Source organism: Arsenophonus nasoniae DSM 15247, from assembly GCF_000429565.1.
GTDB classification, from domain to species: domain Bacteria; phylum Pseudomonadota; class Gammaproteobacteria; order Enterobacterales; family Enterobacteriaceae; genus Arsenophonus; species Arsenophonus nasoniae.
Map to the genome: position 1 here is coordinate 1 of NZ_AUCC01000074.1, position 14,847 is coordinate 14,847.

Below are 14,847 nucleotides of genomic sequence, written 5' to 3' on the forward strand. Positions count from 1 at the left end.
TTTTATCGCCAAAATGCACCAAGCCAGAGCGTGGGCATGGTCTACCACTGTTAATGACCGTTTTATTATTGCGATAAAATTTTGTATACGTCTTGGAGGTGCGATCAAACGTATAAGGCGCTTGCTCGTCATCGTCCTCACTGCAACTACTCCAACTGGGTAAAGGCGATTTGCCTTTTGACAGGCGTTTTACAAATGCATGATGCGCCCCAGAACAGCCTTCTCCAAATCCCGCGGGTAAACATAACCAGATTGCACACTCATCTTCGCTGACTGCCTGTGAGCAAGGCATAAAACCGATATACCCCATCAGACTGATGAAGGAAACCACCATTAATCGTTTCATAGATCCTCTTTATTCGTGTTATTTTCAGCAAAGGTTTTTTCTCGTTGCTGCATCATAAAAATCGCGCGCGCCACTTCATCTTCTTCAACCGTTAAAATCGGAATGTCTGGAATATGCGTTTGAGCGTATTGCCGTCTTTCAACAAAGAACGGTTCGTCATAAGAAATGATTTTATGCGCGATAAAAGGGCGGCAAAATTCACTAATCACTAACTCCTGTATTGGTAACCCTGATTTATGCTTCACATCGCGTAATTCGACAATCTCTTGTGGCAACAACACCGCTCTTTTTTGGATGCTTTCACTGGTTGACCTTGATGTTGATTTCCCCGTAGATTTTCCCTTATTAGTCATTTTCATATCGATATAACCAATCGTTTCAGAAATCTGCTTGGTGGCCTCATTGACCTTTTTGGGTGGGTAAATCAGTTCAACCGCACAGTTTTCGAGGATCGTTCCCGCTCCTTCCTTGCCGTACCCTTTTTTGGCATCCATTAACTGCTCCCGATTTTGCAAGATGAACACGAAACGCATGTTGTAGCCTGCGGTAAACGCCAGTGAGACCTGTACGACATCAAGGCGACCCATCGAGGTAAATTCATCCAGCAACATTAAACACTGGTATTTAAGTGTTGCGTCCTGTTCTGGCAATGTTCGCACGTTCTCACTTAAAAGCTGACTGAAAAAAAGATTGGTTAACCGCGCATAGGTATCTATCGCACTCGGTGCCAGTCCATAATAAATGGTCATTTTTTTACGCCGGACTTCCCGTAAATCAAAGTCGTTACCGTCGGTTGCCGCTGCGGTAATCGGATTGGCAAAGACTTTCATGTTGGCGTTAAAGGTCAGTAAAATACTTTGTTGCTGTTCATCTTTTTGAGCAGAAAACTGACGCATAAGCGTTACCGTTTCATCAGACAGACGATTGAGCGCGGGTTTTGCTGAATGCTTGGCTTCTGGCATCACCAGATACGTCTGCCATGCCGCGATATTTTCGGGGGAATTTCTTAACACAATCTGCTCTTCAAACCATTCCCCTAAGCGCAAGCCGGATTTAGGAACCGATAAATCAAACACCTGAGACAGCGTGACTTTGTATTTTGGCTGTTCTTGCGTTTCAACGATAATACTGCCATCAGCTAATGTTTTTTCGGTTTCCGTGATGGTCATTTCGTTTTCACAATCCAGTAAAAAAAGTACCAGCGCATTAAACACGTTCGCCGATAAATCCGTCCACATATCGTTTTTATCGCCTGTCAGTGGAAATAAAATGGCGGCAATCTTGCTTAAATCCCCAAACCGATACATCGGATCACGGCGAATATAGAAAAGCGGGTTGTAACGATGCGTGCGAAGTCTTTTTGCCGCTAAATCCTCACTATCGGCATATCCATCAGGGCAAAAGAGATACACTTCCTGCCCGAGGTTATCTTTGCGATGTCCGGCTGAGGCAAGAAAGTTTTCCAGCTTAATGTCCAGAACAACCAAAGATTGCGGAAAATGAAGACAGTTAGGAATGACGATACCCACCCCTTTACCGCTACGCGTGGGTGCATACAACATTAAGAACTGCTGACCGCTATAACTGATGTAGCTGCCTTTGAAGTGCCCTTTGGGCATTTTTCCTATCAAAATTGCCGGATGTTTTGGTTTTTTACCCGCTTTTGGAAAAAAGCCAGACTTCGCCAAGTCAACATCATTTGCCAGCCTTGCATTGCCATGTAACGTTTTCTTCTTTCTCAGTCCTATCAACACGGCCACGAACAGCACAACATAAAGAAAAATGGGTACTATCCCCCCAATAATCCCCCATATCATGGTTTTCAGGTACGGTTTAGCCAGTCCATATTTTTGATAGGTGTTTAAAAATAAATCCCATTTCACCGTTTCAAACGTGACAGGGTAATGCGTTGCTTTAAGCAAGGCCATACTGGACGTATAGAGACTGGCAACCAGACAAAAACCAAACAGGATAAGAAAAAAAATGATTAAGAGTGTTTTCTTTTCCATCTATTTAAGCTCCTGCCAAAAGGGCATTTTTTTCTTCGGGATTAAAATAAATTTCCGTTAAATAGGAATGATTTAAAAACAAAATAATATCGATACTGGATTTAATCGTTCGTCGGATAAGCTCCATATCCAGTGTTAGGCCAATTTCTGATTGCTTGATAATTGACGCGAGTCTGGCAAAAGCAGCATAGGTATTATTGGCATGTATCGTTGTGATACTTCCCTCATGCCCTGTATTCAAGGCTTCTAAATAGCTCCACGCCTCATCCCCACGCAATTCTGCTAAAAAGATATGGTCAGGCTTCATTCTCATGGCAGCTTCAATGAGTTTCTTCGGTCTCACACCCCCCTCTTTAAAGAACAGCCGGACGCAATTTCGATGAAACGGTAGACTCATTTCAGGCACGTCTTCAATCGTGATAATTCGCCTGTCATGGGGAAATAAATCCGCTATTGCCTTGGCTATGGTGGTCTTACCTGACCCCGTCCCCCCCACAATTAAAAAATTGAGCCGCTGATTAACACCTTCCTGTAAAAATACAGGGAGTTGGCTCTCGTCAGTTTGGGCGGCCTCAAATAACTGCTTTAATAATCGCTGCTCCTCGCGCAATTCTGCGGTGGCTTTTTTGGCATATTTCGCCGTAGAAAAGCGCCCTGATTGCAAATAATCATTGAGCGTAAATCGCTCGGTTGACGGTTTACGGATAGTCAGCGATAGTGTGCCTTCCAAACAGGCGGGCGGTATCACCACTTGTGCCCGTTCGCCATTCGGCAACACCAATGATTTAATGGGATTTCCCTCGTTTAACATCCCCGCTTTGTTAAACGTCGTTAGCGTGGCAGCAAGATGCATCAGGTTCTCCAGTGAAGCATTGGGTGCATCGTGAAATTGCCAGCCATCCTGTCCTTCGGTGGCAATTTCAAACGGTCTGTTCACCACCACTTCGGTGACATTTTTTTGTTTTAAATGGTCAAGCAATCCCGTTTCTTTCAGATAAAAATCAATCATCTCGTGACGCATAGGTATGTCCTTATTGGTTCTTATAGACGGGTGAAAAGTCGATATTTCTTGGCACAATGACCGATAACATTTCACCCTGATTGACATAGGCCGTCGGCGGGATGCCGATACTGTTTTCAAGCGCCAACTCTGCCATGCTTTTTGTCGCACTGCGGGTATTGTCAATGCTTAAGCTGGTATTTTCTTTGCTAATGTTACTTGCTGCCGCTGCCAGTGCATCATCAACGAAGGAAAGCAACATCGCACCACCAAATCGTTCCCAAAAGTGGTTATCAATCCATGCGGGCAAACCTGATGCACCTAATCCATCAGCACCCAGTGCGTCAATATGAACGCGCACATTGCCATCTTTCACGGTTGCCCAGTTCACAAAAACTCTGGCAACCCCTTTTTTTAATACGCGGGTTTGTTCACCCTGCAATAAGGCTCCCGCACGAATTAAAATATTCTTGCCGTCATCGGAATAAACGTTTTTAGTCAATTGACATAACACGATAGACGGGTAGCTGGTGATAATTTTTGTTTTTAACACACACGGCATGGTAGTACCCGCGGAAAGCAAAAAGGGGCGATGTCGAACAAAACCCACTTGCCCATCCTGATATTTCGCCCCTTTTAAAAAATCCTCGTTATCAATGGTATTCGTCTTCTCCGATGACGTTGTATTTTCTTTTTGATTGCGCGCGGTGATTTCTTTTGCAGATAATAAAACTTCTCCCTGCCGTCTTCTTTCCGTCGGTGTTAAGGCTTTCTCATTGTGACGGTCATCTTTTTCTTCTTTATCAAGATTAATGATGTTTTTATCATCTGATTTTTCTTCTATTTCAATCGCCTTATTTTCTTTTTTCTCCACGTCTTTTTTTACGTCATCCAGTGTTTGATTTTCTGTTCTGGCTTGCGCCCGTTTAAAATCAAGGATCGCCTGACTGGTTCTTTCCTTTCGTTGATATTGCTCTTCTTCGGCGGGCTTCGGTTTATACACCACAACAGGCGGTTTTTTAAAATAATAAAACCCAAAAATCAATAACACGCTGACCCCCAACAAAATAACGCCACCGATTAACATCACGTGTTTTATTCTTTTTTGACGCACGGTAAAAACATGAATATCGTGCCTGTCCCCCGCTAATTCGGTTGTTTTTTTAATTTCATTATCAACAGGGTGTCGTTTAAATTTGTCAAATAGACTCATTATTTCGCTCCTGCAACCGTTGCTTTGTGGTTGTCCCTTTCTGGTTATAACGGCGTTTTAGGGTGTGTTCTGTTCTTAAGTTCATGACACTTTGTCCCAACCGCATGACAAACTGCGCTGCGACGTCATGCAGTACCATAATGTTTTTATTCATATGATAATTGACCAGTTGCTCTTTTCCGTCTGGCAACAGCCGATAAACGACCGGTAAATCCCGCGCATTATTCCACTTGATACAGGTGAAAATACCGTCATCCCATACCGCATCAGGCGTTAAGTTTTCACTGCCTTTAACTTGATAGGCTAGATTAACCCAACCGCCATCCGTACAACTGCGTTCCTGTCTTGTTTTTCCGGTTAATACGTTCGGCACAACGGGTTTAGGTGGATAGCGAAAGCGCATTAAAAAGGTGGGTGCGCTTTGCCCCGCACTCCTTAACAAAATAGAATAGGTGCGCTTATTGGTCACGAGCGCAATATTGGTCTCTGGCTGTTCAGCGATCGGGCGCAAAAAAATATTATTGCCTCGCACCGAAACATTCCACGCTAACGGGTCACCTAACCCCATCCCTGCCGCATCCCCGTCAACAACTTCATCATTTTCAAGCTGAATAAGGGTAGCGATACCTTCTTTTACTTTTACCACCGTGACATTATCCGGCTGGTAAAAGACTTCCTGTACCCTAGGGTCAAGTCCTGATGATTTTGGGATCACCACCGCCAAGGCTTCATACGAAAAAAGCAATAGCATCATGAAAACCGATTTATTCACTTCACCACCTCCGCATCGACGCGGTAGGACACCACATTAAAACCGAGCGGATTGATTAATCGTTGTGCTTCCGTTTTAATTGTTTTGGTAAAATCAAATTTTAATGTTGCTATCCATTTTGTTGGCTCATAACCCACGGCAAGTTTTTCGTCTGGTTCCGTAATCAGTTTGGTAAATCTGACCTGTGCCGTTTCGTCATCTAAAAACGTAATGCCATTGACTTTGACCAGCATTTTTAAATTTTTTGATAATCGTTTTAACGGCGAATAGTCACTTAACATATAACCCTTGTAACTGGTTAACACCGCTTTGTTAGCGGTACTTTCGACAAAATTTGACATATTCTGGATGGTGAACCATTCGTAACCTTCCCGATTTTCGATAAAACGCGCCACAAAATAGCGAACAACATTGCTATCCATGGTGGAATTTTCGCCGTTATAAGGATTAATTTTATCGACGTAGCCTGTGGTGGTATCAACCCGTAACATCATCGGCACAACGGTTTTTAATGGCGTTAATCCGGCAATGGCAACGGTTAACAACACGATGGCAATCCCCTGAAAAACCGCGACCTTGGTTAAGAACCCAATTTTTTTCTGTTTAAGCTCAATAATGTTCGTTTCAAACATTTTTGCCGCTTCAAACATTTGTTTTTTTATTTCCGCTGCCTGTTTTTTCTCATGCGGGGTATTTTCCAGTAAAACAATGGAATCCTGATAATAGGTTTCGTTTTTCTCTTTTTTCATTTTTAACCCGCCTGAATATCATTAATCGTGGTATTAAGCGTTTTCCATTGTCCGCTTGCCTGTGGCGCATCAGGCGGATTCGTTGACTGACAGCCGATTAAAAACAACACCATCAATAAAAGACTTCTTTTCATTATCACCCCCCTTTCACCTTACCTTTATTCATCAGACTCCGTAACCCTGATGAAGCCATATTCATTGCACCTCTTCCTGCCAGCGATGCCCCTTTTCCGGCTAATCCAGTTCCAACATTCGCCGCTTTACTGAGTCCCGTGGCCTGTGCTGCGGTTTTCGCAAACCCATTGACCGCCCCAACCAGCCCGTTAATACCCACACCACCTGTTAAAATACTCATCAGCGTTGCCACCTGTTGCAACAGGAAAATCCCGATACCAAAGACGAGCGCAATAGAAAACACCTCCCAGACATTACTCTGAATTTCAATCGTATTTTTACCAATATATTCATTGAGGTATTTAATCATGATAGAAAACAAAATGGCGTAACCGATATTAAGGAAAATATAGTTAAAGCAGCTACCCACCCATGCGGTGAACATCTGGCGAGTCGCCGGAAACACGGCAAAGGCAATAAAAATACCACCGAGGGATAATAAAATCCCCACCATCATTTTAGCCATAATGAGATACGAGGCAGCATAAAGCACAAACAAACCACCCGATGCCATCAAAAGGATCATTTTCACGGCAAATATCAACGTTCCTGAAATGCTAAATCCAGATTTGTCTGCATAATCGCTTTGAATTAATTCACCCAAGTTAATGATTTGATTAATCATTGCATCAATGCTATTACCGCCTTCGCTGCCTGTTAACCCTGCGGCAATCTGCTCACCCGATTTCATCACAAACGGCACAATCTCCGTGACATACATCGAGCTTGCACCCATAAACACAGTAACAACGGAAATGACCAGCAAATGTTGAATAAACTCGCTTATTAACATTTCCTTTTGACCGTAGATAATCGCCCATGCTTCAATCACCAGATAAATGACCACCAGAGTTGACCATATTGGGAAAATATAACCGTAGAGCGTGTCAAAATTGGTTGCTACTTGTTCAGTAATTAGCTTACTTAATGCCTCTGAAACATCTTTATATATTTCCACATTTTCCTCTCATATTAAGGTTTCCTAAATTGAGATTTACTGTATTGATAGTCTAATTTCTGCTTTTCAATTTGTTCTATTTTTTCCTGCCGCTGAATTTCAAGATTGACGCTGGCAAGGGTGTTTTGCATGGCTTGATTTTCCAACTGCAACGTGTTTAACACCTCTTCGCGTTGTTGAGGTGTCGTTGCGTTCTTGAATGCTTTTTGCAAACTGTCTAGTTTTTCTGTTTTCTTCATCAAAACATCAGTCATTTTTTCTAATCGTTTTGTCTGTTCAAATTTTGCTTTGATGTTTTTTTCAATCGCCGTCATTTCTCCCTCACGACTAAAATCAAGATCATTCTCTTTTTTTATTTTTTGCCAATCATCATCACTCAACCCCTTTTTAAATTCTGTGAGATTATCTTTTAAATACGCAGATGCACTACCAAAAATTGCTGTAAAATCAGAATACCCTTCAAACCTTTTTTTGGTTAACTCGGCTTCTTTTTTAAAACTGTCCAATTGACTTTTAGCTGTTTTCACTTGTTCTTCCAGTTCAGACAGTTGTTTTTTTGCCTGTTCAAACATTCTTTGCGCTTCGGCAATCGCTTTCAAATCCAGAACTGGAATTGCCGCATGACTAACATTCAGGAATATTTGAGCCAGTATTAGGGCAATCAACCTTTTCTTCATGTTTGACCTCTACCTTTTCTTCTGTTTTTACTTTTTCTTTCAATTCCGTAAGTAGTGACTCTTTCGCCTCCAAAATAGCTCTTATATCAGTAAATGGGATTGCTGCATGACTAACATTTAGGATTATTTGAACCATTATCAGCACAAGAAAGACCTTTCTCATAGATTCACCTCTTGTTCTTCTTTGATTGCTTTTAATTGTTGAATTAATTCCGGTATCCAGTCGTTAGGATTGTCGCCTACCGCTGCTCTTATTTTCTCACAAAGTGAAATCCCTTGTTTTGAGCCTGAAATAATGGGCAAATAATCATCAAATCCGTATAAGTCCAATTTCGCAAAGACAGAGCTATTGGATTGCTTAATTAAAATCATCCGGCTATTTCTATCCAGCCCCTTTAAAAGCGAAAACTCTTTGAGCGTCAATCCCATTTTTTGATAACCCTCCCAAATTGCATCAGGATTCGGCAAACAACATTTTGTCGGTGTTTGTTGGGCTATGGCTGGAAATATCTCACAATTAATGGCATCTTCCGGTGATTGACTACTTAACCACATCATTTCACCTTTCATTCTTCCCGCTTTTAACGACTCTTTGATCATCTCCTGTGTCATTGGAAAATTAGCGGGTTTCCAGAACTCTTCAACAATCGATAGCATTAATTTGCCTTCTTTCTGCATTCTATCCTTGTAGAAAAACAGAACGCTTAATACCGCCTCACAAGCGGGGTGATCTTGTCCACCATCGGTTTTTAGTATTACGGTGGTATCAAACCCTACTTTGCTATGCGCTTGTGGGTCAAAGATATTAACCGGACTGTCAAGCGCCCACGCCTGAGCGCCGTTGCCACACCATTTTTTTAGTCTCAAGGTCAGTGCGGTATCATTAATCCTTTGTAGCAATAAGCCAAAACGCCTTTTAGCGCGGGGTAATCGCATTACTGCATCGACCGCACTATCTATCATTTCAGCTTCACTATCCGTACAAACTGTTCCGTCGCTATTAATCGCACACCGCTTCACCCAACGTTTTAAAAAAGCCATGAGTTCTTCGTCATCATTGTCGGCTAACTGAAACGGATTTAAGCCTGTTGGCTTTCCCTCCTGCAAGGTGAAAAAACTTCCGCCGTAGGCACGAACAAAAAGCTCGGTTGAACGATTAAAATCAATCACAAACATGTCAGGGTTGAAACGTTGTAAAAATCCTGCGGCGGTTCCTACAAAGGTGGTTTTCCCTGCCCCTGATGCGCCTAAAATCAAGGCATGACCCGCTATCGGTTGACCTAATACATTTAAATGCGGTGGGCTACTGTGCGTATTAAAGTGATATAATGTCCCTGACGTCGTTTTTAACGGCATAATCGCCGTTCCGTCCCCGATAGGGTTCCCTTCTTTTTTACCGTGACTAAAATTGTGTAGCGAAAACAAACACGCTAGATTGCTCAACGTCCGCTTTGACGGTAATGGGCGGTAGGTTGCCATCGGCAGGTGTGAAAAATAGGTTAAGGGTGCTTCCACGGTTGATTTAACGAATCGAAAGCCTTGCCCGCTGGTGATAAATTCTGAGGCGATTTTTGTACCGTTTTCTTTTGCATCATCAACACTGTTGCCAAAAACACTCAATACCGCATGATAAGAGCCGAAGAGGGTTTCATTGCTTTGTATACTTTCTTGTCCAGCGAACAGTTCTTCCTGTTGTGTTACTCCAACATCATTAGTCGAGGTGAGTTTGTTTACCTGTTGTTGCAATTGTTTGATACTTTTGGTTGCTGCATCAACCAGAAATGATTGGGTCAAAATAAATTCAAACGGGAGTTTTAATAAAAAATCCCACTGACCAATTGTGGTTCCCCTTGGAAAATCTTTCACTATATAGTTGGTGCAATAAACGTTGTCTTCCCGTTCAAAATGTTTAATTTCTGCCACATCAAAACCGAAGAAACTATCACTGTTCACAATCGAAGATTGTATCTCTGTACCGGAAAGCGGGATTGCAGTTTCACTGTGATTGACCAAATAAGCAAGATATTGGCTGGCAATATCACTCAGGTAACTATCCCTCACGCCCAGAATTCCGGTATTCATCTCAGAAAAAACCGCTTGACCCTGACTGATAATTTCCTTTATTTTTTCTATCCCTTGCTGAATTGAATCTTTTTTGACAGGGATTCCGATTGTCAGTAAGTAAGTCGTTTTAAAAAAATCTTTTCGATTAAATTGTGCTATGTATTTATCACTCAACCCTTTTAAGAAATTATTTCCGCCAAAATGATAGTTACCAGTGACCTGAATATTTTTTTTAATAATATGCGTCCAGATAAAAAGATTTTTTTCTTTTCCGATGGCTAACAAAAAATTTTTCACTTTTTCGAAATAACTGACAATTTGATTATCATCCGTTGCCTCAAAAGGAAAACCATCAATCACGAATGTGGTGATTAATTTCCCCGATTTTAAATAAACAATATTTTCATCAACATGATAGGTATAACTTGGGATGAATTTTTCAACTGAAATATTATTAATCGTACTCATCTTATCCTCTAATCGCTATCGTTGATTTTCCTTTTCTAACGACAACCCCTTTTAATCGACATTTCAACACTGCCAGCGCATTGGGGTCATTTTCCGTTAAGATACGAACCAAAAAAATAATGATTCCTGCAATGAGTATCGGTATGCCACCAACCAAGCCGAAGAAATGTACCAATGTGAAAGTACTTAACATCGTCACCATCAAAAGCGGCAGCAAGAGCATTAGCGGCACACCCATGATAAGCGCTGGACGATTAAATCCATTAAAACTTAAATATTGCCTTTCAAGCTCTGGCGCTTTTCTATAACGTTCGTCACTCACAATCACTTTACTCCATGGCATAAAAGACAAAGCCCATTTATGCCATTTTAATTTAAACTAGGTGAAAAGGGTTGTTGCCCATTCGCCGCCCATCACTACTCCTCCGGCGATGGCACAGTAAACGAGTCCCATCGTGACATCAGACCATGCCTTTTTCTCTGCAATCGCCATCACCACCAGATAAACGATATAGAGAATGGAGGCGACAACCACAAAGCCTTTTAACCAGCTTAAAATATCTTTAAGTGCATTTGTGGCTTTATCTAAGCTATCCAATCCGCCACTGGCTGCCAAAGCCGGATTAAACGCAAGCAGTGCGAGCAAACAAAAGGCCAGCAGAAGCCATACCTGACAAGATTCAGGTTTTATTTTTTTCAACCAAAACATTTAATAGTCTCCGAATACATCCCATTGAATAACGTTTTCGTTTTTTGTTAATACCGCGCTTTTACTTTTCTTTTCTGTTAGTTTTTCCTCCTCGTTTTCTTCTTTTTTCTTAATCGCTGGCACGACATAAGAAGAAGGCAATATTTTTTCTTCAATGCGCTGCACGTAGCTTTTACCGTCTTTTTCATTTTTAAAACCGCGCGTAAAGTTACCGGAATAGTAACAACTCATTGCTTTTCTTATTGCCGTTTGATTATCAATGTTTCCTTTTTTTGCCTGCAAAAAGCATTTTTTTAAAATTGCTGCTCCTGCTTTGATATTTTGACACGGATTAAAAACCGTTTTATTGGTTAATGGATAGTGCTTAAAGTTTTCAACATAAATCTGCATTAATCCGGCACTGTATTTTTTCCCCTGGTGCTGGAGCTTATCAATAAAGTTAATCGCCTCTTTTTCGCTATTAAACCGATGGCTTGTTTTATCGGTGACATTCGCCACCACATAAGGGTTCCCCCCTGATTCAACCTGTATAATGGTTTTTATTGTCTCTGGGCTGACATCAGGGGCACATTGGCTAATTAGCAGACTTAACGCAGCTGCTTGGAGCATAACTCTGGCCTGTTAATTTGCTTCATCACGAATTCTTTTGAATACACGATTGTTATTAACGTCTTTGAGTTCATTTTCGTTAATAATTTCAAAGAATTTTTTATTTTGGGGTAACTTTATAAAGAAATTCCCTTCCTTCTTTAAACTACCAAGATCCTCAGAAGGTGAAAATTTAATTGAATCAGAGGTAGAAGTAGGTGATTTTACTTGCCTTTCCAAGCTATAACCATCATTTTGTTTTATTAAAATCATCCGTTCATAAAAATCTGTATCACCAAACTCGCCATGTTTGTGTTCTTCATATTGATAAGTACCTGAAAACTGCCCCTTATCCGCATCGCAGCTAGTTAAAACGAAGAGTGATAGCAGTCCAATCAACATGACTCCAATTGTTTTTCTCATCGTTCGATTTCCTCATTTCATTATAAAATTTCATTTAAACCTAATTACAAATAATTTATCATGTTTTTTTATTAATACAAGTTTTTTGTGTAAAAATAAAAATAACTGTCATAATGATAGTAATAAATACATTTATAGATATTATGCTATAATTACAAAATTAGGGATTAAATGATAAAAAATGAAAACACTAGCCGAAAGAATTAAGTTCATACTTAAAGAGAAAGACATTAATCAAGTTGAAGCCGCAAGACTATGTGGTGTCCATCAACAATCCATTAGTCATATAATTCGATCAAATCTAAAAGAGTCAAAACTTTCACCCAGAATAGCGGATGGCTTAAACGTAAACCCAGAATGGTTAATTTATGGAAAAGGAACTTACAAGAGAAGCGTTATCATTAGAATTCCTTTGTTTAATAACAATGTGGAGATCCTTAATTACATAAAAAACGATAACATTGACAATGAAGATAATTATTTCTTGATAAATTATCCCTTAAAAGGAAAACCTTTTGCATATCAATTATCTCAGAAAGAAATAATCATTTGTGGTCAAATATGCAATAATGAAAAATTAAAAGTTTTAAAAAATGAATATATTTATTTAACTTTAGAAGAAGTCATTATCAGTAAAGAGATCCCTGAAAATTTTCCATTCATTTTTCAGATATACGAAAGGTGCATTAAAAATGTCATTTTTTAAAAAAATATTATTATATTATCACTATGTTATTGATGTGATTAAAAGCAAGAAAATAATTGTTGTTATTGATGATATAGAAATACATAACAAAAAAATATTTGTTTTATATCATATTGAAAGCGCTGTCTTTGTAACAAACAAAGATGAAATAACTGATTTTTATCATAAATATTATGATAATTTGTTGACTTCTGACAGAAGAACCATAATTAAATACTTAGCATATAACTCTCTATTGAAAAATTTCATATCTCAGCAAGAGATGATAAGTATTGACGATATCATCTCATACATAGAGAGGGATAAAAATGAAGAATTCAGATAATAACACTATATTTTTGTTATTTATATCCATGATATTTATAACATTTTCATTTTCTTCTCATTTAATCTGTTTTTATTTGTTAAATATTGGTGGTTTTATTTTAATCCCAAGTACAGTAACTTATATGTTATGTTTCTCAATACTAGAATATTTATCAGTTACTCAAAACAAAAAAATCGTTTTATCTTTAATAATAATAGAATTTATTTGTATATTTATATTTTCTATCATATCAATAATTATTTTAGAAATTCCTGAAAAATTTGTTTTAATAAACAAGGAAGATTATTATTATGTTCTATCTCCATTTAAAATTATGTTTATCTCGAATTTAATGGGTGTCACATTATCATATCTATGTATATATTTTATTTTTAATAGTGAATTTTTTAAAAAATACAATTTTTTAATGACAGCTTTTATTACTAACCTTTTTTTAATTGTTATTTATACGCCAATAACAAACTGGTTTGCTTTTAACAAATTTAACTTGGATATGTTCAATCTAACCATTACAAATATAATAACAAATTTGTTTTTTATCTCACTCTATACCATGATTTTCAAATATTTTATTATAAAAGGAAAATATAATGTTTAATATCATTGGATTAGGTCATATTAATATTGTCGTTGACGATCTAGAAGCGGCGATATTGTATTACAAAAAACTGTTTTCCGCTAAGCAAGTTCAGATTTTCCCACACTTCAAGAATATAGGCTTTGCTAAATCAGCGGGATTCATGGACTCCCCAGAAGAAGTCGATGTTAGTATTACATTTCTTGAGATACCAAACACATCAATACATATAGAATTAATGCAATATCATTCACCAGTAGGAACAGAAACCGATAAAAAAAATAAATTTAGTAATAATATAGGTGGGATTGGTCACATTTGCTTAAAAATAAATAATATTGATGAGGCATTTACTCATATAAAAAACATGCCTGATACAAAACTAATTGTTAACAATGAAAACTATCAACCTTACAAAATAGATAACATTACCCCTTCTGAATTTCAATTTATAGATATTGAAACAGAAAATAATAAAGATGCTAAAGAAAACGTCTGTAAAATTGTTAGCAATATACGATATTTTTATTTTATTGATAAATATGGTATTCAATGGGAATTCGAACAAGGGCATACAGATATAGGTAAATAAATAAGGAGTTATTTTTAGTAATCTACTTATTATAGTTAGGGCTTTATTAAGCCCTAATAAAATTATTTTATGATTTATTTAGATTTTTAATACAATCATTTTTATAAAACATTTTACTTAATGTATTTTGAGTGTTATTTGTCAAATCGAATAATGCCAATAAAACAATTTCTTCATGTTTCTTTAATTCCTGACGTTTTAATAGAAACTCAATAATTGAGTTAACATATTCAACATTAAGCAATACATTTTCAAGATCATCCCAAAAATCCGCAGCAATACGTTCATTATCCACAATAACCTCCCATTTCTACAAATCCACGCCCCTTATTAATAAATTCAGACGGAATATAGCGCTCAAAACCTTTTGATTTGCAAAAAGCCCTTAGCTGACAAGCAGAATGCACGCCCGCTTTTTCATAGATAATGTTTAAATGATTATTGGTTGTTCTCGTCCCAATATTTAATCTTCTCGCTATTTCCTTGCTACTTAA

Annotated in this window: 20 protein-coding genes and 1 pseudogene; 4 read left to right on the forward strand and 17 right to left on the reverse strand. The window is 38.5% G+C overall.

Annotated features, from left to right (window positions below):
• The 15 genes and pseudogenes from G468_RS20965 to G468_RS0113285 all read right to left on the reverse strand — a co-directional run.
• A pseudogene (locus G468_RS20965) lies at nt 1–334 on the reverse strand (hypothetical protein); the annotation flags it as partial.
• Between the two features lie 8 nt (nt 335–342).
• Complete coding sequence (locus G468_RS20970; RefSeq protein ID WP_051297102.1) at nt 343–2,355, reverse strand: type IV secretory system conjugative DNA transfer family protein; 2,013 nt, start codon at nt 2,353–2,355, stop codon at nt 343–345.
• Between the two features lie 4 nt (nt 2,356–2,359).
• Nucleotides 2,360–3,376, reverse strand: a complete 1,017-nt coding sequence (virB11, locus tag G468_RS0113225; protein ID WP_211229669.1) for a P-type DNA transfer ATPase VirB11 — start codon at nt 3,374–3,376, stop codon at nt 2,360–2,362.
• A 10-nt stretch (nt 3,377–3,386) separates the two neighbouring features.
• On the reverse strand, nt 3,387–4,568 hold the full coding sequence (locus G468_RS22545; RefSeq protein ID WP_051297103.1) for a TrbI/VirB10 family protein: 1,182 nt from the start codon (nt 4,566–4,568) through the stop codon (nt 3,387–3,389).
• Nucleotides 4,555–5,340: a TrbG/VirB9 family P-type conjugative transfer protein gene (locus tag G468_RS0113235; RefSeq protein WP_051297104.1), complete on the reverse strand. Its 786-nt coding sequence runs from the start codon at nt 5,338–5,340 to the stop codon at nt 4,555–4,557. The genes G468_RS22545 and G468_RS0113235 overlap by 14 nt, the downstream gene beginning before the upstream one ends.
• Nucleotides 5,337–6,089, reverse strand: a complete 753-nt coding sequence (locus G468_RS0113240) for a VirB8 family type IV secretion system protein (RefSeq protein WP_051297105.1) — start codon at nt 6,087–6,089, stop codon at nt 5,337–5,339. Before G468_RS0113240 ends, G468_RS0113235 begins: the two co-directional genes overlap by 4 nt.
• 2 nt (nt 6,090–6,091) lie before the next feature.
• On the reverse strand, nt 6,092–6,223 hold the full coding sequence (locus tag G468_RS25125) for a hypothetical protein (RefSeq protein ID WP_276324676.1): 132 nt from the start codon (nt 6,221–6,223) through the stop codon (nt 6,092–6,094).
• Nucleotides 6,224–6,225: 2 nt separating this feature from the next.
• The gene (locus G468_RS22550; protein WP_051297106.1) at nt 6,226–7,221 is read right to left on the reverse strand and encodes a TrbL/VirB6 family protein; all 996 of its coding nucleotides are present in this window, start codon (nt 7,219–7,221) and stop codon (nt 6,226–6,228) included.
• A 14-nt stretch (nt 7,222–7,235) separates the two neighbouring features.
• Complete coding sequence (locus G468_RS0113255; protein WP_081700682.1) at nt 7,236–7,898, reverse strand: type IV secretion system protein; 663 nt, start codon at nt 7,896–7,898, stop codon at nt 7,236–7,238.
• Complete coding sequence (locus tag G468_RS0113260; RefSeq protein WP_026823524.1) at nt 7,846–8,061, reverse strand: hypothetical protein; 216 nt, start codon at nt 8,059–8,061, stop codon at nt 7,846–7,848. The genes G468_RS0113255 and G468_RS0113260 overlap by 53 nt, the downstream gene beginning before the upstream one ends.
• Nucleotides 8,058–10,430 (reverse strand): VirB4 family type IV secretion/conjugal transfer ATPase, encoded by a 2,373-nt coding sequence (locus G468_RS0113265; protein ID WP_034249992.1) that lies wholly within the window; start codon nt 10,428–10,430, stop codon nt 8,058–8,060. The genes G468_RS0113260 and G468_RS0113265 overlap by 4 nt, the downstream gene beginning before the upstream one ends.
• A gap of 1 nt (nt 10,431) precedes the next feature.
• Entirely contained in the window at nt 10,432–10,773 is a 342-nt protein-coding gene (locus tag G468_RS0113270; protein ID WP_071846891.1) for a VirB3 family type IV secretion system protein, read from the reverse strand.
• Nucleotides 10,774–10,809: 36 nt separating this feature from the next.
• Nucleotides 10,810–11,139: a TrbC/VirB2 family protein gene (locus G468_RS0113275; protein WP_051297108.1), complete on the reverse strand. Its 330-nt coding sequence runs from the start codon at nt 11,137–11,139 to the stop codon at nt 10,810–10,812.
• Nucleotides 11,140–11,748, reverse strand: coding sequence for a lytic transglycosylase domain-containing protein (locus G468_RS0113280; protein ID WP_034249995.1), 609 nt, complete (start codon nt 11,746–11,748; stop codon nt 11,140–11,142).
• 12 nt (nt 11,749–11,760) lie between these two features.
• Complete coding sequence (locus G468_RS0113285) at nt 11,761–12,150, reverse strand: hypothetical protein (protein ID WP_026823529.1); 390 nt, start codon at nt 12,148–12,150, stop codon at nt 11,761–11,763.
• 181 nt (nt 12,151–12,331) lie between these two features.
• Between G468_RS0113285 and G468_RS0113290 the strand changes: the two genes are divergently transcribed.
• From G468_RS0113290 to G468_RS0113305, 4 genes are read left to right on the forward strand one after another with little or no spacing between them, the layout of a single operon-like run.
• A complete protein-coding gene (locus G468_RS0113290; protein ID WP_026823530.1) occupies nt 12,332–12,856 on the forward strand; it encodes a helix-turn-helix domain-containing protein in 525 nt (174 codons plus the stop codon).
• Entirely contained in the window at nt 12,843–13,181 is a 339-nt protein-coding gene (locus G468_RS0113295; RefSeq protein WP_026823531.1) for a hypothetical protein, read from the forward strand. The genes G468_RS0113290 and G468_RS0113295 overlap by 14 nt, the downstream gene beginning before the upstream one ends.
• A complete protein-coding gene (locus tag G468_RS24195) occupies nt 13,165–13,782 on the forward strand; it encodes a hypothetical protein (protein ID WP_026823532.1) in 618 nt (205 codons plus the stop codon). Before G468_RS0113295 ends, G468_RS24195 begins: the two co-directional genes overlap by 17 nt.
• On the forward strand, nt 13,775–14,353 hold the full coding sequence (locus tag G468_RS0113305; RefSeq protein WP_026823533.1) for a VOC family protein: 579 nt from the start codon (nt 13,775–13,777) through the stop codon (nt 14,351–14,353). The genes G468_RS24195 and G468_RS0113305 overlap by 8 nt, the downstream gene beginning before the upstream one ends.
• Nucleotides 14,354–14,420: 67 nt before the next feature.
• Here the strand turns inward: G468_RS0113305 and G468_RS0113310 are convergent, their stop codons facing one another.
• Both G468_RS0113310 and G468_RS0113315 read right to left on the reverse strand, forming a co-directional pair.
• Nucleotides 14,421–14,648 (reverse strand): hypothetical protein, encoded by a 228-nt coding sequence (locus G468_RS0113310; protein ID WP_026823534.1) that lies wholly within the window; start codon nt 14,646–14,648, stop codon nt 14,421–14,423.
• Nucleotides 14,641–14,847 (reverse strand): helix-turn-helix transcriptional regulator (locus tag G468_RS0113315; protein WP_026823535.1); only part of this gene is annotated, 207 nt, incomplete at its 5' end. The genes G468_RS0113315 and G468_RS0113310, both read right to left, overlap by 8 nt.